This window comes from Isoptericola sp. NPDC056578 (assembly GCF_042793275.1).
In the GTDB taxonomy this organism is placed as follows: domain Bacteria; phylum Actinomycetota; class Actinomycetes; order Actinomycetales; family Cellulomonadaceae; genus Isoptericola.
On sequence record NZ_JBHTVC010000025.1, the window covers coordinates 36,401 to 56,191 of the forward strand.

Below are 19,791 nucleotides of genomic sequence, written 5' to 3' on the forward strand. Positions count from 1 at the left end.
CGGGTCCGGGTCCGGTAGGTTGGGCGGCGATGTCCGACGCCACCGCCGCTCCTACGAGCCCCGTTCCTGCCGTCCCGCCCGCGGGCGACGGTGCCCCGCGCAAGACCCGCGTCGCCGTGCTGTTCGGCGGTCGCTCGGGCGAGCACGCCATCTCCGCGTCCACCGCGGCCGGGGTGCTGCGCGCGATCGACCGCGACCGCTACGACGTCGTGCCCGTGGGCATCACGCGCGAGGGTCGCTGGGTGATCGCCGCCGACGACCCGGAGCGGTGGCAGATCACCGACGGCCGGCTGCCGGAGGTGACCGCCGACTCGGGCGCCGAGGTCGTGCTGTCGCTCACCCAGGGCGAGCGCACCCTGCGCGTGCTGGAGCCGGGCCAGGTGCCCGCGCTGCTCGGCGAGGTCGACGTCGTCTTCCCGCTGCTGCACGGGCCGTTCGGCGAGGACGGCACGGTGCAGGGCCTGCTGGAGCTGTCGGACGTGCACTACGTCGGCGCGGGCGTGCTCGCCTCGGCGGTCGGCATGGACAAGCACTTCATGAAGCTCGTGCTCGCAGGCCAGGGACTCGCCGTCGGCCCGTACGTCGTGATCCGCCCCCGGGAGTGGGAGCGGGACCGCGCCGCGTGCGTCGCCGCCGTCGAGCCGCTCGGCCTGCCGCTGTTCGTCAAGCCCGCCCGCGCGGGGTCGTCGCTCGGCATCACGCGCGTGGACGACCTGGCCGACCTGCCCGCCGCCGTCGACGCCGCGCGCGAGCACGACCCCAAGGTGGTCGTCGAGGCCGGGATCGACGGCCGCGAGATCGAGTGCGCCGTGCTCGGCGGGCACGACGGCGCGCGGGCGCGGGCGTCGCTGCCCGGCGAGATCGTCGTCGACCACGACAGCCACGCGTTCTACGACTTCGAGGCGAAGTACCTCGACGAGGCGCACGTCGACCTGCGCTGCCCGGCCGAGCTGCCGCAGGCCGTCATCGACGAGATCCGCGAGGTCGCGGTGCGCACGTTCGAGGCGGTGGAGGCCGAGGGCCTGTCCCGCGTGGACGTCTTCGTCACCCCCGACGAGCGCGTGATCGTCAACGAGATCAACACCATGCCCGGGTTCACGCCCTTCTCGATGTACCCGCGCATGTGGGAGGCGTCGGGCGTGAGCTACCCCGAGCTCGTCGACGAGCTCATCCAGCTCGCCCTGGAGCGCCCCACCGGCCTGCGCTGAACGGCGGCGTGGCTGAACGGGGACGTGCAGGAGGTCGGCGAGCCTCAGGGCACCACGAGCTCGCCGAGCGGGCCCGGGGCGTGCGCGACCTCCCACAGGAACCCGTCGGGGTCGGTGAAGTAGCCCGAGTAGCCGCCCCACTCGCGCTGCACGCCGTCGCGGACCGTCGCGGCGCCGGCCCGGCGGGCGTGCGCCAGGACGGCGTCCACGTCGGCCGGCGTGCCGACGTTGTGCGCCAGGGTCAGCGGCGCGGTGCCGCCGCGCACCACCGGCCCGATCTCCTCCGTGGCGTGCCCCTCGTCCCAGAGCGACAGCACGACGTGCTGCCCGACCTGGAACATCAGCACCTCGCCGGGCGCCTCCATCAGCGGCTCCCAGCCGAGGCCGTCCACGTAGAAGCGCCGCGTGGCGGCGAGGTCGGCGACGACGAGGGTGACGAGGCTCAGGCGCTGGTCCATCCCGTCACCGTGCCACGGGCGGTCGGTCCGCGCCTCGGCAGTCGCGTCAGGTGCACTGCGCGGTCGGCGGCACGTTGCTCACGGCCTGGGCGAGATCGCCGACGAACGACGTCGAGTGGTCCTCGGTGACCGACGGGGGCACGACGACCTCGACGGCGGGCTCGCGACCGTAGGTGGTGAACCGCCACGTCCCGTCCTCGCCGGCCTCGACGATCCAGTCCACGGCGCCCGCCGGGGACTCGACGCGCTGGCAGTCGGGAGAGGGTCCGGGCGGGGTGACGCCGCAGCGCAGCGTCACGGCGGCCCCGGGCTCACCCCAGGCGGCGGTGGCCTGGGCGTTGGTCTTCGCCTTGTCGAGGTCGCCCGCGAGCACGTCGGGCAGCGCGAGCATGACGGGCGCGCAGTCCGGGTTGGCGGCGTCCTCGGCGGGCGTCGCGCCGATCGTGGTGGCGCAGGCAGCCAACGGGAGGACGAGGACGCCCAGCGCGACGGCGCGGGCAGCGGCGCGGGACGACATCAGGGCACGGGCACGACGGGGCACGGCGACCACGCTACCGGGCGGGACGTGCCCGCCGACCGCCTACAGTCGTCCCGTGACCGACGCCACCCGACCCCTCGTGCGCGACCTGTCCGAGGAGGACCTGCTCGCGCGGATCTTCCCGCTGCTGCCCGCGGCGGCGGCGACCCTGCTCGGCCCGGGGGACGACGCGGCGGTGGTCGCGGCCCCGGACGCGCGGTTCGTGGTCACGACGGACGTGCTCGTCGAGGACCGGCACTTCCGCCGGCGCTGGTCGGGCGGGTACGACGTCGGGGCGCGGGCCGCGACGGCCAACCTCGCGGACGTCGCGGCGATGGGCGCGCGCCCGACCTCCCTGGTCGTGTCGCTCGTGGTCCCGGGGGACCTGCCGGTCGACTGGGTGACCGGGCTCGCCCGCGGCCTGGCGGACGTGTCCGCGCCGGTCGGGGCGGGCGTCGTGGGCGGGGACCTGTCGGGCGGCGAGACCGTGGTCGTGGCGGTCACCGCGCACGGCGACCTGGAGGGGCGTGCGCCCGTGACGCGGGCCGGTGCGCGGCCGGGCGACGTGCTGGCCCACGCCGGGCACCGCGGGCTCTCGGCGGCAGGCCTCGCGCTGCTCGACGCCGGCGCGGCGACCCCCGCGGACGCGACGACCGTCGACGGCGCGGCGGGGGTCGGTGCCTGCGTGGCCGGCTACCTGCGCCCGGGGGCGCCGCTCGCGGCCGGTCCGGCGGCGGCCCGGGGCGGGGCCACCGCGATGCTGGACGTCTCGGACGGGCTGCTGCGCGACGCGGGCCGGATGGCGCGCGCGAGCGGCGTCGGCGTGGACGTCGAGGCGGGCACGCTGGCGGTGGACGTCGAGCGGCTGCTGCCCGCCGCCCGGGGTCTGGGGCTCGGCCCGGAGGCCGCTCGGGACGCCGCGCGGGGATGGGCGCTCACCGGGGGAGAGGACCACGGCCTGCTCGCCGCGTTCCCGCCGGGCGTCGCGCTGCCGGAGGGCTTCCGCCGCGTGGGGCAGGTCCGGCAGGGACCCGCCGTCGTCACCGTGGACGGTGCGGAGCCCGCCGCGCGCGGCGGGTGGGACCATTTCGGCGGGTGACCGCGCGGGGGTCGCTCAGCCGCGGCGGTAGCGCACCTCGGTGACCGGGGTGTCGCCGATGTCGTCCATGCGCTCGACGCCGTCCGCCTGGAAGCCGTGGCGGCGGTAGAAGTGGCGCGCGCGCTCGTTCTGCGCGAGCACCCACAGCGACATCGGCACGCCGTCGGGGACGTCGGCGAGGACGGTGCGCATCAGGTCGCGGGCGACGCCGCGGCCCCAGGACTCGGGGTCGAGATAGATCGCGTAGAGCTCGAGGTCGCCGTCCTCGGCGTCCTCGTCGCGCGACGGGCCGTAGCTCGCGAAACCCAGGAGGCGGCCGTCGCCCTCGGCGACGAGCGTGGTGCGGGTGCCCTCGTCGAGGATCTGCTGCCACTGGGCGGCCCGCTCGGACGCGTCGAGGGAGTCGAGGTACTCGGCCGGCAGCACGCTGGCGTAGGCGCCCTTCCACGAGGTGAGGTGCACCTGGGCGATCCGCCCGGCGTCGGTCACCGCGGCGGGCCGGATCTCCACGTCGCTGTCGGTCTGCACGATCATCTGCTCAGAGTGCCACGTCGTCGCCGCCTCGGCCAAGGCCGTTTGGTGAATCCTTCACGAATTCTTTGCCGGTGTCCGCGGGCGACGAGCGCGCGGGGGCGCCGGGTGCACGAGGGGACGACGAGACGCCCGCCGGGAAGATCCCGACGGGCGTCTCGCGAAAGCGTCGAAGCACCGGGGTGTGCCCGGTGCGCAGGCTCAGGCCTGGCGCGTGACCTTGCCCGCCTTGAGGCAGGAGGTGCAGACGTTCACACGCTTGGGGGTGCCCGCGACCACGGCACGGACGCGCTGGATGTTCGGGTTCCAGCGGCGCTTCGTGCGGATGTGGGAGTGCGAGATGCTGTGCCCGAAGCCCGGGCCCTTGCCGCAGACGTCGCAGTTGGCAGCCACGGTCTCTCCTGAATCGTCGTGACACGACCCGCGCCAGGGCAGCAGGACGTGAAGCTTGGTGGTTGGGGGAGCCCGGAACAGGCCGGGCAACCACACGAGGATAGCCGATCGGAGGAGTGCCCCTCAACGTGTGGTGTCTCACCGCTACCGTGGGGGCGTGCAACAGCCCGAGCTCCTCGACGCCTCCGTCGTCCGTGCCTGGGTGAGCACGGCCGCCCGGGCCCTGGCCGAGGCCCGCGCCGAGATCGACCGCGTGAACGTCTTCCCCGTGGCCGACGGCGACACCGGCACCAACATGTACCTCACGATCCGCGACGCCGCGGCGGCCGTCCACGCCGCGCCCGCGGACGCCGGCGGGGCGCGCCTGCTGCGGCTGGCCGCACGGGCGGCCCTGCGCGGCGCACGGGGGAACTCCGGGGTGATCCTCAGCGAGTGGCTGCGCGGTCTCACCGTCGCCGCGACGCGTGGCGACAGCCTCGCCATCGCGCTCGACGTCGCTGCCCGGACCGCGCGCCACGCCGTCGCGCACCCCGCGCCCGGCACCATCCTCACGGCGGCGGAGTCCGCCGCGGCCGCGGCCCGGCACGCCGAGGCCGGCGGGATGGTCGGTCCCGCCGGAGCGGCGGCGCGGCTGTCCACGACCGACGCCGCCTGCCGCGGTGCGCGGGAGGCGGCCCTGCGCAGCGTGGGGGCCCTGGAACCGTTGCGTGCCGCCGGCGTGCTCGACGCCGGCGCCTGCGGGCTCGTGCTGGTGCTGCGGTCACTGGCGGCGGCGCAGCGGGCGGCCGCCGAGGGAGTGTCGGAGGCGGACGGCAGCATCGGCCCCGTGCTGCTGGACATCGACCTGCGAGGACACGCGGCGCCCTCCGCCGGCGAGGCCGCCGAGGGAGACGACGGGTCGCGCACCGGCCGGGGCACGGGCCCCGGCGGTGCCCTGCCCGCGGGTGGGCCCGAGGGCGGGCACGAGCGGTCGCACGGGCATCCCCACGAGCATCCCCACGAGCACGGCGGCGTCGCGACCGACGACGTCGAGCTCATGTTCCTGCTGGAACGGTCGGCGTCCGCCGCCGACTTCAGCCCCGGTGCGGTGGCCGACGCGTTGCGCGCCGACCTGGACGACGTCGGGAGCTCGGTCGTCGTCGTGGGCGGCGCCGAGGACGGCACCGGTGCGGACGACGTCGACCGCTCGCTCTGGCAGGCCCACGTGCACACCGCGGACCTCGACGCGGCGCTCGGCGTGGCACGGCGCTGGGCGTCGCGGGGCGCGGTGTCGCGGGTGTCGGTGCGCCACCTCGCGGTCCCGCCCGACCGGTGGGCGGTGGTCGTCACGACGGCCGCGCCGGCGCTGGCCGCCGAGCTCGCGCGCGGCGGCGCCGTCGTGGTCCTCGACCTCGACGTCCCCCCGACCGCGGCGGACCTCGTCGCCGCGGCGGTCGGGGCGGGGGCCCCGCGGGTGCTCGTCCTCGCGCCCGAGGCGCTGCAGCCCGACCCCGTGGGCCCGGGAGCGGGCGCCGCGGACGGGCCCGAGGCGACACCCGAGATCGTGCGGGTCGTCGCGCCCGGCGACGTGCACGTCGTGGCGGGGATGTCCGCGCTGGCCGCGACGCTCGACGACCCGCGCGAGCAGGACGCGGGCGTCCCCGACGCCGTCGGTGCGGTGGTCGCGGGGCTGCGCGTCGGCGGCGGCCCGGCCGTCACGGTCGGCGCCATCGTCAAGCGGCTCGTGGCGGGCTCGCCGATCGCGATCGTCACCCTGCTGCCCGACGACGACGTCCCTGACGCCACCGTCGAGGTGCTCGCGTCGCGGGCCGCGGCCGTGTCCGACGGCGCGGACGTCGTCGTCATGCGCACCGGTCGCCCCGGGGACCACGTGGCGATCGGCGTCGAGCCGCTCGCCGTCGACGCGGCGGAGGGACCCGCGTGACCGGGCGCGAGGGCGAGGCGCTGACCAAGGTGCTGGGGGCCCGCAGCGCGGGCCCGCTGGCCAAGCTGGGCCTCGTCACCGTCGGGGACCTGCTGCGGCACTACCCGCGCCGGTACGGCGACCCCGGCACGCTCACGGACATGGACCGGCTGGCGCTCGGCGAGCACGTCACCGTGATGGCGCGGGTCGCGCGGGCGACCGTCCGGACCATGCGCTCGCGCGCGGGCGCCATGCTGTCGGCGGTCGTCACGGACGGCCGGCACGAGCTGGCGCTGACGTTCTTCGCCAAGCGTGCCGGCGCGCTGCGGCCGCACGAGGACAAGCTGCGACCGGGGCGCGTGGGGCTGTTCACGGGGGTGGTGAGCGAGTACCGGGGCACCCGCCAGCTCACCCACCCGGACTACGTCCTCGTGGGCGTGGACGCGGACGACGCCGAGGAGGCGATGTTCGAGGCCAGCCGACCCATCCCCATCTACCCCGCGTCGTCGTCCGTGCCCTCCTGGCGCATCCAGCGGGCCGTGCGCACGGTCCTCGACCCGCTCACCGAGGCGGACGTCGAGGACCCAGTTCCCGACGAGGTCCGTGCCCGGCACGGGCTGCCGAGCCGGCTCGACGCCCTGCGCGCGATCCACCACCCCGTCGACCAGGCCTCCTGGCAGCGGGCACGTCACCGCTTCCGCTTCGAGGAGGCCTTCGTGCTGCAGGCGGCGCTCGCGCAGCGCCGGGCGCACGCCGCCGAGCAGGAGGCCACGGCCCGCCCGTCGCGGGGGCCGGGGGAGCCGAGCCTGCTCGCCGACTTCGACGCGGCACTGCCCTTCACGCTGACGGACGGGCAGCGCGCGGTGGGCGAGGACCTCGCGCACGAGCTCGCGCAGGCCCGCCCGATGCAGCGGCTGCTGCAGGGCGAGGTGGGCTCCGGCAAGACGGTCGTGGCGCTCCGGGCGATGCTGCAGGTGGTCGACGCCGGCGGGCAGGCCGCGCTGCTGGCGCCCACCGAGGTGCTCGCGGCGCAGCACGCCCGCACGCTGCGGTCGCTCCTCGGGCCGCTCGCCGAGGGCGGGCTGCTCGGCGGGGCCGCGCACGGCACCAGGGTCGCCCTGCTCACCGGATCGCTCGGCGCTGCCGCCCGCAAGGAGGCGCTGCTGCAGGCCGCGAGCGGGGAGGCGGGGATCGTCGTGGGCACGCACGCCCTGCTGGGCGACCGGGTGCAGTTCGCCGACCTGGGTCTCGTCGTCGTCGACGAGCAGCACCGGTTCGGCGTCGAGCAGCGCGACGCGCTGCGCGCCAAGGGGCGCGTGGCGCCGCACGTGCTCGTCATGACGGCCACGCCCATCCCGCGCACGGTCGCGATGACGGTGTTCGGCGACCTCGAGACGTCGTCGCTCACGCAGGTGCCCGCCGGGCGCGCCGGCATCACCTCGCACGTGGTCCCCGCCGGCAACCCGCGGTGGATGGAGCGCACCTGGTCGCGTGTGCGCGAGGAGGTCGACAAGGGGCACCGCGCGTACGTCGTGTGCCCGCGGATCCACCCCGACGAGGACCTCCCCGCCGGCGGCGGGGCAGCGGCGAAGGACTTCGACGACGTCCCGGACCTCCTCGAGCTCATGGACGGCGACGGGGCGGCCGACGAGCGTCCGGCGCTGCGCGCCGTGCTCGAGGTGGCGGACATGCTGCGCGAGACGCCGGCGCTCGACGGCCTCGACGTCGGCGTGCTGCACGGCCAGATGGCGCCCGCGGACAAGGAGTCCGCGATGGCCCGGTTCGCGGCCGGCGAGCTGCAGGTGCTGGTCTCCACCACCGTGATCGAGGTCGGCGTGGACGTGCCCGAGGCCACGGTGATGGTCGTCTTCGACGCCGACCGGTTCGGCCTGTCCCAGCTCCACCAGCTGCGCGGCCGGGTCGGGCGCGGCTCCGCGCCGGGGCTGTGCCTCCTGGTCTCGACGGCGCAGCCCGGCACGCCCGCGGCGACCCGGGTCGAGGCGCTCGCGGAGACGACCGACGGTTTCCGCCTCGCCACCCTGGACCTCGAGCTGCGCTCCGAGGGCGACGTGCTCGGCGCGGCCCAGTCCGGCCGCTCCAGCTCGCTGCGCCTGCTGCGCGTCGTGCAGGACGCCGACCTCATCGCCGACGCGCGGCGGGAGGCCACCGCCGTCGTCGACGCCGACCTCGAGCTCGGTGAGCACCCCGAGCTGCGCGCGGCGATCGCGGCGCAGCTGGACGACGAGCAGGAGGAGTTCCTCGAACGGGCCTGACCGGTCGACTGGTGTCGACTGGTTAGGCTCGGCGCCATGACGAGGATCGTGGCCGGCCGGTTCGGCGGGCGCTCGCTGCAGGTGCCGCCGAAGGGCACGCGACCCACCAGCGACCGGGTCCGCGAGGCGATCTTCTCCCGGCTGGACCACCTCGACGTGCTGGACGGCGCGCGGGTGCTCGACCTGTACGCGGGCTCCGGAGCGCTCGGCCTCGAGGCCTTGAGCCGCGGCGCCGCCGACGTCGTGCTGGTGGACGCGAACCGGCGGGCGGCGGACGTCGCCCGCCGCAACGTGGCGACCCTGGGCCTGCAGCGCGAGGTGCGGGTCGTCGCCGACTCCGCGGAGCGGTTCGCCGCCGGCGTCGCCGCACGCAAGGCCGGGACGGGCGCGGCGACCGGGTTCGACGTCGTCTTCCTCGACCCGCCCTACGACCTGGCCGAGGACGCGCTCGCGACGGTCCTGACCCACCTGGCCGCACCCGGGGTGCTGGCCGCGGGCGCTGTCGTCGTGGTGGAGCGGTCCACCCGTAGCCCCGAGCCGGCCTGGCCCACGGGTCTGGAGGTGCTCGCCCGCAAGGACTACGGGGAGACGGCGGTGCACTACGCCGAGCCGTCCGACCCCTCCGACGCTTCGGACCCGGTCGGGTCGGAGGGCGCGGGGGCCGGCGGGGCGTAGCGCTCCGCCCCCTCGAGGACGGCGACGGGCACGGCGGCCAGGGCCTCCGCGTCGGCCGCGTCGACGAGCGGCACGGTCTCCCCGGCCGCCGCCTCGAGCAGCCGCCGGACCGCCGGGTCGCCCGGCACGGTGCCCTCGCACTCGCGCAGGTGCTCCAGGAGGAAGCCGCGCACGGCGGCGGCCGGCACCGAGTCGGCGCCCGGGCCCGTCCCGAGCGCCATCAGCAGCATCGCGGGGACCCGCGGCGACCCCGGGCCGCCGATGCCCGGCTGGAAGTAGGGCACGGCGAGCACGCGCGCCCCGTGCCGCGTGTAGAAGCGCAGGCGCGCCGCCGGGTCCCCGTGGCTCGGGTGGGGCGCGTGGTGGCCGGGGTGCTCGACCTCCGCCAGCACGAGCACGGGGTGCAGCTCCTCGCGCCACCCGGCGAGCGACCGGTCGAGGAGCCGACCGCCGAGGCCGCCGCCACGGTGACCGGGCGCCAGCGCGAGGTAGTCCACGAGCAGCACCTGCGTGGCCCGCGACCACGAGGCCACGATCCCGGCGACGACCGTCCCGTCCTGCTCCACGCCGTAGGCCGTGAGCCCGCCCGCGGCGAGGCCGGCCCGCAGGTCGTCGGACGACGTGAGCTCGTCGGGCGGGAAGGACGGCGCCAGGACGTGCCGCCACAGCGAGTCGAGCTGTGCCGGTTCGGTCAGCGGCACCACGGTCGGCTCCGCGGGCGACGGGTGGGGCGCGGCGTCGTCGGTCATGCCCTCAGGGTGTCCCCGTCGCGGGGTGACGGCACCCCGACCGGGCTCCCGGGGATCGCGACGCCGCTGTACTAGCGTGACGGCGTGAGCATCGCCGTCTGCCCCGGGTCGTTCGACCCGATCACGCTCGGCCACCTCGACATCGTGCGGCGCACGCGCCGGATGTTCGACGTCGTGGTGGTCGGGGTGGCCCGCAACGCCGCCAAGAACGCGCTGCTCGGGCCCGAGGAGCGGGTGGAGCTGGCCCGGACGGCGCTCGCGGCCGACCCGGAGACCGCCGACGTGCGGGTCGAGGTGGTGCCGGGCCTGCTGGTGGACTTCTGCCGGGAGGTCGGGGCGGTAGCGGTGGTCAAGGGCCTGCGCGGCGGTGCGGACTTCGACTCCGAGCTGCCGATGGCCCTCATGAACCGGCACCTGACCGGGATCGAGACGGTCTTCGTCCCGGGGGAGCAGCGGTACGCGCACGTCGCGTCGTCGCTGGTCAAGGACGTGGCCCGGTACGGCGGGCCGATCGACGACCTGGTGCCGGACGGCGTCGCGGACGCGGTGCGAGCAGCCCTCGGCAGATGACGCGAGGCTGACGAGCCGGGCCCCACGAGCAGGGCCCCACGAGCAGGACCAAGGAGCAGGGGATGAGCGAGACGACCGAGACCACTCCCGGGACCGGCCAGGGGGGCAACCCGGCCGGCGGGCTGCTGGACATCCTGGAGGACCTGGCCGCGCTGGTCGAGAACGCGCGCTCCGTGCCGCTGTCGACCAACGTGAAGGTGGACCGCGACCAGGCGCTGGCGCTCGTGGACGAGCTGCGCGACGCGCTGCCCACGCAGGTGGCCCGCGCCGACGAGGTGCTCGCGGCCGCCCGCGACACCCTGGACGACGCGCACCGCCAGGCGGAGGAGATCGTGGCCGCCGCCCGCGCCCGGGCGATCGAGCTGGTGCAGTCCGAGCAGGTCGTCGTGCAGGCGCAGTCGCGCGCGGCCGAGGTCGTCGCCGAGGCGGAGGCGCGCGCGGCGGCGCTGCGCACCGACGCGGACTCGTACTGCGACGGGCGCCTGGCGGACTTCCAGCAGGACCTCGACGCCCTGTCGAACCAGGTGCGTGCCGGCCGGGAGAAGCTGGCCGGGCGCCTCGAGCAGGGCGCGCCGCGGGTGCGGTGGGACTCCGTCGCCGATCCGCGCTGGCCGCAGGAGAGGCGCTCCTGACCGGCCCTCCTGACGCGCGCTCCTGACGCGCACGTCGCGGGCCGGGGCCGCCTCGTAGCGCGTGAGAGACTCGTCACTCGCGGGCGTGCTGCACCATGGCGCCGGCATGGCCTAGACTAGGTCGCTGGCCCGGGTCCGGGCCGAACCCCTTCCCGCCCGTCGGGTCCACCCCTGTTCATCGGAGCCTGCCATCGCCACCGCGAAGCCCTCGCCGCTCGTGCTCGACACGCACGAGCTGTCTCGGCGACCCGGTTCGATGGAGGAGGTCGCGCGCGTCGTGCCCGCCCCCGCGGACATGGGGACCGCCGTCATCGGCGTGCCCGAGGGCGACGACCTCACCCTGGGCCTCCGGCTCGAGTCGGTCATGGAGGGGGTGCTGGTGTCCGGCGTCGTGCGCGGCACGGCGGTGGGGGAGTGCGTGCGCTGCCTCGACCCGGTCTCCCAGCAGGTGACGGTGCGCGTGCAGGAGCTCTTCGCCTATCCCGAGAGGGCGCAGGCGGCGGAGGAGTCCGGCGACGAGGACGCCGAGGACGAGCCGGTCCTGGTCGACGACCAGGCCGACATCGAGCCGGCGGTTCGGGATTCCCTCGTGACTGCACTACCATTTCAACCGCTGTGCCGTCCGGACTGCCCCGGCCTGTGCTCCGTCTGCGGGGCGCGGCTGGCGGACGACCCGGACCACCATCACGACGTTGTCGACCCCCGGTGGTCGGCGCTGCAGACCATGCTCGAGGAGTCGAGCGTGTCCGACGAGACGAAAGAGAGCTAGCCGTGGCTGTTCCGAAGCGCAAGATGTCGCGCAGCAACACCCGTGCGCGCCGTTCGCAGTGGAAGACCACCGCGGCGGTCCTCACGACGTGCCCGAGCTGCAAGGGGCAGAAGCTGTCCCACGCCGCGTGCCCCACCTGCGGTGCCTACAAGGGCCGCCAGTACGCCGAGGCGCTGCGCACCGAGCACGCGGGCTGACATGCCTGCACCCGGCAACCGGCCCCGGCCGGAGCCGACCGCTCTTCTCGAGAAGCTCGGGGTCCACCTGGATCCCGAGCTTCTCGTGCTTGCCCTGACGCACCGGTCGTTCGCGCACGAGGCCGGGGGTATCCCGACCAACGAGCGGCTCGAGTTCCTGGGCGACACCGTGCTGGGGCTGGTCGTGACCGAGGCGCTGTACCGGCGCCACCCCGACCAGCCCGAGGGCGAGCTGGCGAAGATGCGTGCGGCGACGGTGTCCCAGCGCGCGCTGGCCGCGATCGCGCGCCGCCTCGACCTCGGCGGCTACGTGCTGCTCGGCAAGGGCGAGCTCCGCACCCGCGGCTTCGACAAGGACTCGATCCTGTCGGACACCGTGGAGGCGCTCATCGGCGCCACCTACCTGTCGCACGGCCTGGAGCCGGCGCGCGAGCTGGTGCACCGCCTCGTGGACACGACGCTCGACGCGGCCGCCGGGCTCGGCGCGGGGCTCGACTGGAAGACGTCGCTCCAGGAGGCCGCCGCCGTACGTGGCTTCGGCGCCCCCGTGTACGAGGTCACCGGCGAGGGGCCGGAGCACGCGCGCGTCTTCCACGCGCAGGTGACCACCGGCCCGGTGCTGGGACTCGGCACCGGTTCCGCGAAGAAGCACGCCGAGCAGGCCGCCGCCGAGGAGGCGTACCGCGCCCTGCAGCAGCTCCCCGTGCCCGGCGCCGGCTCGACGTCCGGCACGACGGGCGACGCCGCCGGTGCCTGAGCTCCCCGAGGTCGAGACCGTCCGCGACGGCCTCGACCGCCTGGTCGTGGGCGCCGTCGTGCGCGACGTCGAGGTGTTCCGCGACTACTCCGTGCGGCGGCACGACGGTGGCCCCGCGGGCTTCGCCGACCAGCTGCGCGGCAGGCGCCTGTCCGCCGCCGTGCGTCGCGGCAAGTTCCTCTGGCTGCCCCTCGACGACGGCGGGACCGGCCCGTCGGGTCCGGCGGCCGACGACGCCCCGGCGGCCGCGCTGCTCGCGCACCTCGGCATGTCCGGCCAGCTGCTCGTGCGCGACCCCGCCGTCGCGGGCGACTGGGCGCACCCGCACCTGCGTGCCCGCCTGCACCTGACCGGTGCCCCGAGCGGGGCGGAGTACCTCGACTTCGTCGACCAGCGCACGTTCGGCCACCTGTCCGTCGTCGACCTGGAGCCGACGGACGACGGCGCCCCGGGCGGGCTCGGCAGCGACCTTCCGGCCGTGCCGGAGCCGGTGGCGCACATCGGCCGCGACCCGCTGGACCCCGCGTTCGACGCCGACGCCGTCGTGGCAGCGGTCCGGCGCCGGCGTACCGGCCTCAAGCGTGCGCTGCTGGACCAGACGCTGCTGTCCGGCGTCGGCAACATCTACGCCGACGAGGCCCTGTGGCGCGCCCGCCTGCACTTCGCCCGCGCGACCGACCGGCTGCGGCCGGTGGAGGTGCGCCGCGCCCTCGACGCCGCCGCCGAGGTCATGGACGAGTCCCTGGCGCAGGGCGGGACGAGCTTCGACGCGCTCTACGTGAACGTCAACGGCGAGTCCGGTTACTTCGCGCGCGGCCTCGCCGCCTACGGCCGCGAGGGCGAGCCCTGCCCGCGCTGCGGGGCTCCGATCCGGCGGGACGCGTTCATGAACCGCTCGTCGTACACCTGCCCCGTCTGCCAGCCGCGGCCGCGGAACGGCCGCTGGTGACGCGCCCCTGACCGCGCCGGCTCACCGGCCCAGGGCCCAGGCGACCAGCTCGTCGACCGCGCGCCGGTCCAGCGCGCCGGCCCCCGCGTTCCGCAGGGCGTACTCGCCGAGCAGGGCCCGGTACAGGACCGCGGCACGTCGCGGCGCGTCCGGCGCGTCGGCCCCGATGAGGAGCCGCTCGAGGTAGGCGGTCCGCGCCTCGTCGACGGCGTGCACCGCGTCGCGGGCGCGGGGGTCGCGTGCGGCCCAGGCGCGGACGGCGCCGTCGAACCGGCCGTCGAGGATCCCGCCGGGCCCGCCCCCCGCGTGCTCGAACGCCAGGCGCACGAGCTCGCGCAGCCGGTCGGCCGGATCGTCGGAGGACTCCTCCACCCGCGTGATCACGCCGGCCGTCCCTGCCGCGCGCCAGTGGTCCAGGACGGCGTCGAGCAGCCCGGCCCGGTCCGCGAAGTGCCAGTAGAAGCTGCCCTTGGAGACGCCGAGCTCGCGGGCGAGCGGCTCGACGCGGACGGCGTCGACGCCGTCCGCCGCGAGCCTCCCCGCGGCGGCGCGGACCCAGTCGGAGGCGGAGAGCGAGGCCATCCGTTGACCATACGGCACCGTATGGCTAGCCTGACCATACGCCACCGTATGGAGGATCCGATGTCGATCGCCGCCGCCGTCCTGCTCGTCGCCGTCGCCACCCTGCACTCCGTGCTCGGGGAGCGCGTGATCGTCCGTCCGCTGCTCGCCTCGCCCGACTGGCGCGCGCGCCTCGCGCGACCGTGGGCCGACCGCCTGCTCCGGGCGGTCTGGCACCTGCTGTCCCTGGCGTGGTACGCGCTCGCCGCGATCCTGCTCGGCCTGCCCGTACCGGTGGTCGTCGGGCTCCTGTGTCTCGCCACCGGCGGGGTCATCTTCGGGTTCGTTCCCGGGCACCTCGCCTGGCCGGTCTTCGTCGCGGCGGGGCTGCTGGCGCTCGGGGCCGGCGGGGCGGTCCCCGAGCCCGTGCTGGGGGTCGGTGCCGGGGCCGCCGTCGTCGCCGCCCTCGTCGCCGCGGGCTTCCACGTCGCCTGGGCGGCCGGGGCGACGACCGGGCGGGGCCGCGTGCTGCCGCAGCGCACCGGCACCCGAGAGCCGGTGGTGCGGCCCGGCCCGGTCGCGACGCTGGTCGTCGTCGTGGCGCTGCTCGCCTACGCGGCAGTGGTCGTGGCGCTGGCCCTCGGAGCCGACGGGGGCTGGTGGCGCGGGCTCGGCGTCGCGGCCCTGGTCGTCCTGCTGGCACGCGTCGTGGGGGACGGGCGCTACGTCGGTGTGTCCAAGCGGGTGCGGGGCACCCGGTTCGCCCGGGCCGACGACCGCTGGTGGACCCCGGCCGTCGGCCTGCTGGCGGCCGGCGCCGCGGCCGGCCTGGCGCTGGCGGCCTGACCGGCCGAGGAGCGTCAGCGCGCGACGACGTTGCGCAGACCCGCCGCGCCGTCGGCCAGCCAGGCCCGCGCCTGCTCGGTGACGAAGCCGGCCGCGCCCTGCGGCCGCCCGCCCGCGACGTGCGGCGTGAGGATGAGGTGCGGCGCGTCCCACAGCGGCGAGCCCTCGGGCAGCGGCTCCGTCTCGGTGACGTCGAGCGCGGCGCCGGCGATCGTGCCGTCGCGCAGGGCGGCGACCAGCGCCTCCTCGTCGACGGTGGCCCCGCGGCCGGCGTTGACGAACCGGGCGTGCGCGGGCAGCAGGGCGAGCACGCGCGCGTCGAGGGCGTGGTGGGTGGCCTCGGTCGCGGGCAGCAGGGAGATCAGGACGTCCGTCGTGGGCGCGACCTCCTCGATCGAGCCCACCACGGGGAAGCCGTAGCGCTCGCCCGCCGACGACGCGACCCCGGTCACGCGCGCGCCGAGCGCCGCGAGGAGCGGGGCGAGGACGGCGGCGATGGAGCCGAAGCCCCAGATCGTGACGCGGGCGCCGTGCAGCGTGAACTGCGACTCGTGGTTCGCCTGCTCCCTGCCGAGGTCGCGGTCCCAGCGGTGCTCGTGCTGGGCGGCCAGGGTGCGGTCGAGCCGCCGCACGGACGCGAGGACGAGCGCGAGCGTGTGCTCGGCGACCGTCGCGTCGTGCAGCGAGCGGCCCGAGGAGATGACGACGTCGGGCGCGAACCCCGCGGCGAGCGCCTGGTCGGGGCCGGCGTTGAGGGTCTGCACCCAGCGCAGATGCGTCATCCGGCGCGCGGCGTCCTCCAGGACCCGCTGAGGGCTGGACCACGTGACCAGGGCGTCGGCGTCCACGTGCTCCTCGGGCACGGGATCGCGCATCACGTAGCGCGCCACCTCCACGCCGGGGACGTCGATCGACAGGTCGAAGGGCACGTTGCCCGGCACGAGGAGCTTCACGCCTCGCGACGCTATCAGCCGGTGGCCGGGTGGTTCGGCGCCGTTCGCCGTGCGCCCCGTGACCTGCCCTCTTATCGTGCGAAGGGCCGGCGTCCGCCGGGAGGCACGGGTGTCGAGGAGGTCGGCATGACGACGTCGGGGACGGGGACGGCGCCGCCGACCCGCGAGCAGGTGCGGCAGGCGATGACGGCGCGCACGCCGCGCAACTACATCACGTGGATCACGCTCGCGTTCATGATCACGTCGTCGGTGGCGAGCCTGCGGGCCGCTCCGACGATGGCGGTCTACGGGCTCGCGGCGGTCTTCCTGTACGTGGTGCCGGCGCTGGTCTTCCTGCTGCCGACGTCGCTGGTGTCGGCGGAGCTGGCGTCCGGCTGGTCGGGCGGCGTGTACCGGTGGGTGGCGGAGGGGCTGTCGAAGCCGCTCGGCTTCCTGGCCGTGTGGTGCCAGTTCGCGATGACGATCTTCTACTACCCGAGCCTGCTGGGGTACGTGGCCAGCACGTTCGCGTACGTGATCAACCCGGCCCTCGCGTCCAACGGCGTGTACGTGGCGATCGTCATCGTCGTCATCTACTGGTCCGGGGTGTGGGTGTCGTCGCAGGGCACGAAGACGGTGGCCGGGTTGTCCAGCGCGGGCCTGATCATCGGCACGCTCATCCCGGCCGCGATCCTCGTGGTGCTGGGCATCGTGTTCCTCGGCCAGGGCAACACCTCGGCCGCGCCGATGGACTCGAGCCACCTGCTGCCGCAGTGGACCGGGATCGCGTCCCTAGTGCTCATCGTCAACAACTTCCTGTCGTACGCGGGCATGGAGATGAACTCCGTGCACGTGAACACGCTGAAGAACCCGGGCAAGGAGTTCCCGCGCGCGATGTTCCTGGCGATCGGGCTGGTGCTGGTGATCTTCATCCTCCCGGCGGTCGCGATCAGCTGGGTGATCCCGGCCGACCAGCTCTCGCTGACCGCGGGCGTCATGCAGGCGTTCGACGCGTTCTTCGCCAACTTCGGCGTCTCGTGGCTGACGCCGATCCTCGGGCTCATGCTCATCGCCGCGTCGATCGGCGGCATGCTCACCTGGCTCGCCGGGCCGTCGAAGGGCCTGCTGACGGTGGCGCGCGAGGAGGGCTACATGCCGCCCTTCCTGCAGCGGCTCAACAAGAACGGCGTGCAGCAGAACATCCTCGTGGCGCAGGGCGTGTTCACCACGGTCATCGCCCTGCTGTACGCGTTCATCCCGGACGTCTCCAGCGCGTACTGGATCCTGTCGGTGATCACCACGCAGGTGTACCTGATCATGTACCTGCTGCTGTTCGTCGCGGCGATGCGGCTGCGGCGCACCGCGCCCGACCACCCGCGCGGCTACCGCGCCCCGGCCCTCGGCGTCCTGTGCGTGGTCGGCTTCCTCGCCTCGGTCGCGGCGCTGATCATCGGCTTCGTGCCGCCCGCGCAGTTCTCCAGCGGCTCGGTGGGGGTGTACATCCTCATCGTCGGCGGTGGCCTCGGCATCATCGGCCTGCTGATCCCGTGGCTGTTCCTCCGGCTCCGCAAGCCGTCGTGGCGACAGCCGGCGGACGTCACCGCGGACGTCGCGACGGACGAGGGGGAGTGAGATGACCACCACGACGTCGTCGCCGGGGACGGAGCCCGGCGCGCCGGTCCGGCACCGCTGGGTCACGTACACGGCCGCTGCCGTCCTGCTCCTGGTGCTCGGCGCGATCATGGTGGTCCAGTTCGCCGGCTACCAGGACCGGCAGGACCAGCGCGAGGCGGAGCAGAAGGCCGCCACCCTGCACGCCGCGTTCGCCGACATCGGCATCACGGCCTTCTCCGAGGAGACCATCGCCCGCGTGCTCGGGTCCGACGGCGGCGGGTTCTGCACCGACCCCGCCGCGCTCGTGGACGCCACCGCGAACCTCGGGTCCGCCAACGGCGCCGCCGGCCCGGGCCTGCGGCCCTCCGTGCTCGACGAGCGCCGCCTCGAGGGCGACCGCCTCGTCATCGAGACCTACTGCCCCGACCAGCTCGACGAGTTCGACGCCTACGTCGACTCCCTCAACCTGGACGACACCACGACCCAACCGGCCGGCGAGCCCACCAGCGAGGAGACCTCATGAGCACCCCCGACCTCGTGCCGGACGCCGTGCCGGACGTCGCGGCCGTGCGGACCGCCGTCGGCCCGCTGCTGCCGCGCGCGCTCGACGACCTGCGCACCCTGGTCGCCATCCCGTCCGTCGCGGACGAGCGCCTGTACCCCCGCGAGGAGTGCGAGCGCGCGGCGCAGTGGGTCGTCGACGCGTTCCGGGCCGAGGGCATCGACGACGCGCGTCGCGAGCGCACCCCCGACGGCTCGGACGTCGTCGTCGGGTACCGGCCCGGCCCGCCAGGCGCGCCGACCGTGCTCCTGTACGCGCACTACGACGTGCAGCCGCCGCTCGACGACGCCGCGTGGACGACCCCGCCGTTCGAGCTGACGGAGCGCGACGGTCGCTACTACGGCCGGGGCGCGGCGGACTGCAAGGGGAACGTCGTCACGCACCTCACGGCCCTGCGCGCCCTGCGCGCGCTGGTGGGTGACGACCTCCCCGTGGGCGTGCGGATCGTGATCGAGGGCTCGGAGGAGCAGGGCACGGGCGGCCTGGACGGGTGGGTGGAGGCGAACCCGGGCGCCCTGGCCGCCGACGCGATGCTCATCCAGGACACCGGCAACGCGACGCTCGGCCTGCCCACGCTCACCGTGTCGCTGCGCGGGGCGACGAGCGTCGTCGTGCGCGTCGAGGCGCTCGAGGGCGAGATCCACTCCGGCATGTTCGGCGGGGCCGCGCCGGACGCCCTCGCGGCGCTGGTCGCCCTCCTGGCCTCCCTGCGCGACGCCGACGGGAACACGACGATCGACGGCGTCGACGCCTCGGGCACCTGGCCGGGCGTCGGGTACGACGCCGAACAGTTCCGCGCCGACGCGGGCGCCCTGCCGGGCACGCGGCTGCTCGGCGACGGCAGCGTGGCCGACATGCTGTGGGCCCGCCCGGTCGTGACGATCCTCGGCATCGACGCGCCGTCCGTCGTCGGGTCGGCGGCGGCGATCCAGCCGCGCGCCGCGGCGCGCCTCAACCTGCGCGTGCCGCCCGGCGCGGACGCCCGCGACCTGCAGGACAAGCTCGTGGCGCACCTCGAGGCGCACGCGCCGTGGGGCGTGCGCGTCACCGTGGAGCGCGACACCCCGGGGCAGCCGTTCGCCGCCCGGACCGACGGGCACGTCTTCGAGACGCTGTCGACGGCGCTCGCGGACGCCTACGGCAGGGCCACCGTGACCGCCGGGCAGGGCGGGTCGATCCCGCTGTGCAACATCCTCGCGAGCCAGTACCCGGACGCCGCGATCGTGCTGCTCGGCGTCGAGGAGCCGGCCTGTCTGATCCACGCGCCGAACGAGAGCGTGCACCCGAGCGAGATCGAGAACCTCGCCGTCGGGGAGGCGCTGTTCCTGGCCCGGCTCGGCGTCAGGCGCTCGTCGGCGTCGGGCTGACGGGTGCTCCCCGGTACCAGGCGCTCGCCCCGGGGAGGTACATGGTGACCGTCGCGGCGACGACGGCCGCCACGTGCACCACGCGGACGGGCGGCGCCGGTAGGCGACGACCAGGAGCGTCGCGACGCCGTACACGACCACGCGGAGGCCGAGGTTCATCCAGAGCCCGGCGTCCATCGCACCGGTCGTCGCCCATGGGATGACGACCAGCAGCGTCTCGACGGCCCCC

The 19,791-nt window shown here is 75.6% G+C and carries 22 protein-coding genes; 15 read left to right on the forward strand and 7 right to left on the reverse strand.

What is annotated here, in order from left to right:
• Window positions 1-29: 29 nt before the first annotated feature.
• On the forward strand, window positions 30-1,208 hold the full coding sequence (locus tag ACFQ80_RS11815; protein WP_430550208.1) for a D-alanine--D-alanine ligase family protein: 1,179 nt from the start codon (window positions 30-32) through the stop codon (window positions 1,206-1,208).
• Between the two features lie 44 nt (window positions 1,209-1,252).
• Here the strand turns inward: ACFQ80_RS11815 and ACFQ80_RS11820 are convergent, their stop codons facing one another.
• Both ACFQ80_RS11820 and ACFQ80_RS11825 read right to left on the reverse strand, forming a co-directional pair.
• Entirely contained in the window at window positions 1,253-1,666 is a 414-nt protein-coding gene (locus ACFQ80_RS11820) for a VOC family protein (protein ID WP_430563782.1), read from the reverse strand.
• A 46-nt stretch (window positions 1,667-1,712) separates the two neighbouring features.
• A complete protein-coding gene (locus ACFQ80_RS11825) occupies window positions 1,713-2,207 on the reverse strand; it encodes a DUF3515 family protein (RefSeq protein WP_430563783.1) in 495 nt (164 codons plus the stop codon).
• A gap of 52 nt (window positions 2,208-2,259) precedes the next feature.
• Here ACFQ80_RS11825 and ACFQ80_RS11830 point away from each other — a divergent pair, with 52 nt between their 5' ends.
• Window positions 2,260-3,282: a thiamine-phosphate kinase gene (locus ACFQ80_RS11830; protein WP_430563784.1), complete on the forward strand. Its 1,023-nt coding sequence runs from the start codon at window positions 2,260-2,262 to the stop codon at window positions 3,280-3,282.
• A gap of 15 nt (window positions 3,283-3,297) precedes the next feature.
• On the opposite strand, the gene ACFQ80_RS11835 is transcribed toward ACFQ80_RS11830, so the two are convergent.
• Window positions 3,298-3,816 (reverse strand): GNAT family N-acetyltransferase, encoded by a 519-nt coding sequence (locus ACFQ80_RS11835; RefSeq protein ID WP_430550204.1) that lies wholly within the window; start codon window positions 3,814-3,816, stop codon window positions 3,298-3,300.
• Between the two features lie 198 nt (window positions 3,817-4,014).
• On the reverse strand, window positions 4,015-4,206 hold the full coding sequence (rpmB, locus tag ACFQ80_RS11840; protein WP_069984843.1) for a 50S ribosomal protein L28: 192 nt from the start codon (window positions 4,204-4,206) through the stop codon (window positions 4,015-4,017).
• 157 nt (window positions 4,207-4,363) lie between these two features.
• On the opposite strand from rpmB, the gene ACFQ80_RS11845 reads away from it, so the two are divergent.
• The 3 genes from ACFQ80_RS11845 to rsmD are packed head-to-tail and all read left to right on the forward strand — an operon-like array spanning window position 4,364 to window position 9,057.
• Window positions 4,364-6,130 (forward strand): DAK2 domain-containing protein, encoded by a 1,767-nt coding sequence (locus tag ACFQ80_RS11845; protein ID WP_430563785.1) that lies wholly within the window; start codon window positions 4,364-4,366, stop codon window positions 6,128-6,130.
• Window positions 6,127-8,382 (forward strand): ATP-dependent DNA helicase RecG, encoded by a 2,256-nt coding sequence (locus tag ACFQ80_RS11850; RefSeq protein ID WP_430563786.1) that lies wholly within the window; start codon window positions 6,127-6,129, stop codon window positions 8,380-8,382. The genes ACFQ80_RS11845 and ACFQ80_RS11850 overlap by 4 nt, the downstream gene beginning before the upstream one ends.
• A 36-nt stretch (window positions 8,383-8,418) precedes the next feature.
• Window positions 8,419-9,057 carry a 16S rRNA (guanine(966)-N(2))-methyltransferase RsmD gene (gene rsmD / locus ACFQ80_RS11855; RefSeq protein ID WP_430563787.1) on the forward strand — a complete coding sequence of 213 codons (639 nt, stop codon included), beginning with the start codon at window positions 8,419-8,421 and terminating at the stop codon, window positions 9,055-9,057.
• Here rsmD and ACFQ80_RS11860 read toward each other — a convergent pair.
• Complete coding sequence (locus ACFQ80_RS11860) at window positions 8,982-9,806, reverse strand: GNAT family N-acetyltransferase (RefSeq protein ID WP_430563788.1); 825 nt, start codon at window positions 9,804-9,806, stop codon at window positions 8,982-8,984. The two genes, rsmD and ACFQ80_RS11860, sit on opposite strands and share 76 nt — an antisense overlap.
• An 84-nt stretch (window positions 9,807-9,890) precedes the next feature.
• Here ACFQ80_RS11860 and coaD point away from each other — a divergent pair, with 84 nt between their 5' ends.
• From coaD to mutM, 6 genes are all read left to right on the forward strand, one after another.
• Window positions 9,891-10,376 (forward strand): pantetheine-phosphate adenylyltransferase, encoded by a 486-nt coding sequence (coaD, locus tag ACFQ80_RS11865; RefSeq protein WP_430550199.1) that lies wholly within the window; start codon window positions 9,891-9,893, stop codon window positions 10,374-10,376.
• A 62-nt stretch (window positions 10,377-10,438) separates the two neighbouring features.
• Entirely contained in the window at window positions 10,439-11,008 is a 570-nt protein-coding gene (locus ACFQ80_RS11870) for a hypothetical protein (RefSeq protein WP_430550198.1), read from the forward strand.
• Window positions 11,009-11,225: 217 nt separating this feature from the next.
• Window positions 11,226-11,777, forward strand: coding sequence for a YceD family protein (locus tag ACFQ80_RS11875; protein WP_430563789.1), 552 nt, complete (start codon window positions 11,226-11,228; stop codon window positions 11,775-11,777).
• A gap of 2 nt (window positions 11,778-11,779) precedes the next feature.
• Entirely contained in the window at window positions 11,780-11,974 is a 195-nt protein-coding gene (gene rpmF / locus ACFQ80_RS11880; RefSeq protein WP_079574722.1) for a 50S ribosomal protein L32, read from the forward strand.
• A 1-nt stretch (window position 11,975) separates the two neighbouring features.
• Window positions 11,976-12,731, forward strand: coding sequence for a ribonuclease III (gene rnc, locus ACFQ80_RS11885; RefSeq protein ID WP_430550196.1), 756 nt, complete (start codon window positions 11,976-11,978; stop codon window positions 12,729-12,731).
• Window positions 12,724-13,680, forward strand: coding sequence for a bifunctional DNA-formamidopyrimidine glycosylase/DNA-(apurinic or apyrimidinic site) lyase (mutM, locus tag ACFQ80_RS11890; protein WP_430563790.1), 957 nt, complete (start codon window positions 12,724-12,726; stop codon window positions 13,678-13,680). The genes rnc and mutM overlap by 8 nt, the downstream gene beginning before the upstream one ends.
• A 21-nt stretch (window positions 13,681-13,701) precedes the next feature.
• Here mutM and ACFQ80_RS11895 read toward each other — a convergent pair whose 3' ends face one another.
• Window positions 13,702-14,262, reverse strand: a complete 561-nt coding sequence (locus tag ACFQ80_RS11895) for a TetR/AcrR family transcriptional regulator (protein WP_430550194.1) — start codon at window positions 14,260-14,262, stop codon at window positions 13,702-13,704.
• A 60-nt stretch (window positions 14,263-14,322) separates the two neighbouring features.
• Here ACFQ80_RS11895 and ACFQ80_RS11900 point away from each other — a divergent pair, with 60 nt between their 5' ends.
• Window positions 14,323-15,087, forward strand: coding sequence for a DUF3995 domain-containing protein (locus tag ACFQ80_RS11900; RefSeq protein WP_430563791.1), 765 nt, complete (start codon window positions 14,323-14,325; stop codon window positions 15,085-15,087).
• Between the two features lie 14 nt (window positions 15,088-15,101).
• On the opposite strand, the gene ACFQ80_RS11905 is transcribed toward ACFQ80_RS11900, so the two are convergent.
• The gene (locus ACFQ80_RS11905) at window positions 15,102-16,040 is read right to left on the reverse strand and encodes an NAD(P)-dependent oxidoreductase (RefSeq protein WP_430563792.1); all 939 of its coding nucleotides are present in this window, start codon (window positions 16,038-16,040) and stop codon (window positions 15,102-15,104) included.
• Between the two features lie 126 nt (window positions 16,041-16,166).
• Here ACFQ80_RS11905 and ACFQ80_RS11910 point away from each other — a divergent pair, with 126 nt between their 5' ends.
• Genes ACFQ80_RS11910 through ACFQ80_RS11920 form a run of 3 tightly spaced genes read left to right on the forward strand, consistent with a single transcriptional unit; the run spans window position 16,167 to window position 19,562 of the window.
• Window positions 16,167-17,651 carry an APC family permease gene (locus ACFQ80_RS11910; RefSeq protein ID WP_430563793.1) on the forward strand — a complete coding sequence of 495 codons (1,485 nt, stop codon included), beginning with the start codon at window positions 16,167-16,169 and terminating at the stop codon, window positions 17,649-17,651.
• 1 nt (window position 17,652) lies between these two features.
• Entirely contained in the window at window positions 17,653-18,156 is a 504-nt protein-coding gene (locus ACFQ80_RS11915; RefSeq protein WP_430563794.1) for a hypothetical protein, read from the forward strand.
• Window positions 18,153-19,562 (forward strand): dipeptidase, encoded by a 1,410-nt coding sequence (locus ACFQ80_RS11920; RefSeq protein WP_430563795.1) that lies wholly within the window; start codon window positions 18,153-18,155, stop codon window positions 19,560-19,562. Before ACFQ80_RS11915 ends, ACFQ80_RS11920 begins: the two co-directional genes overlap by 4 nt.
• Window positions 19,563-19,791 lie beyond the last annotated feature (229 nt).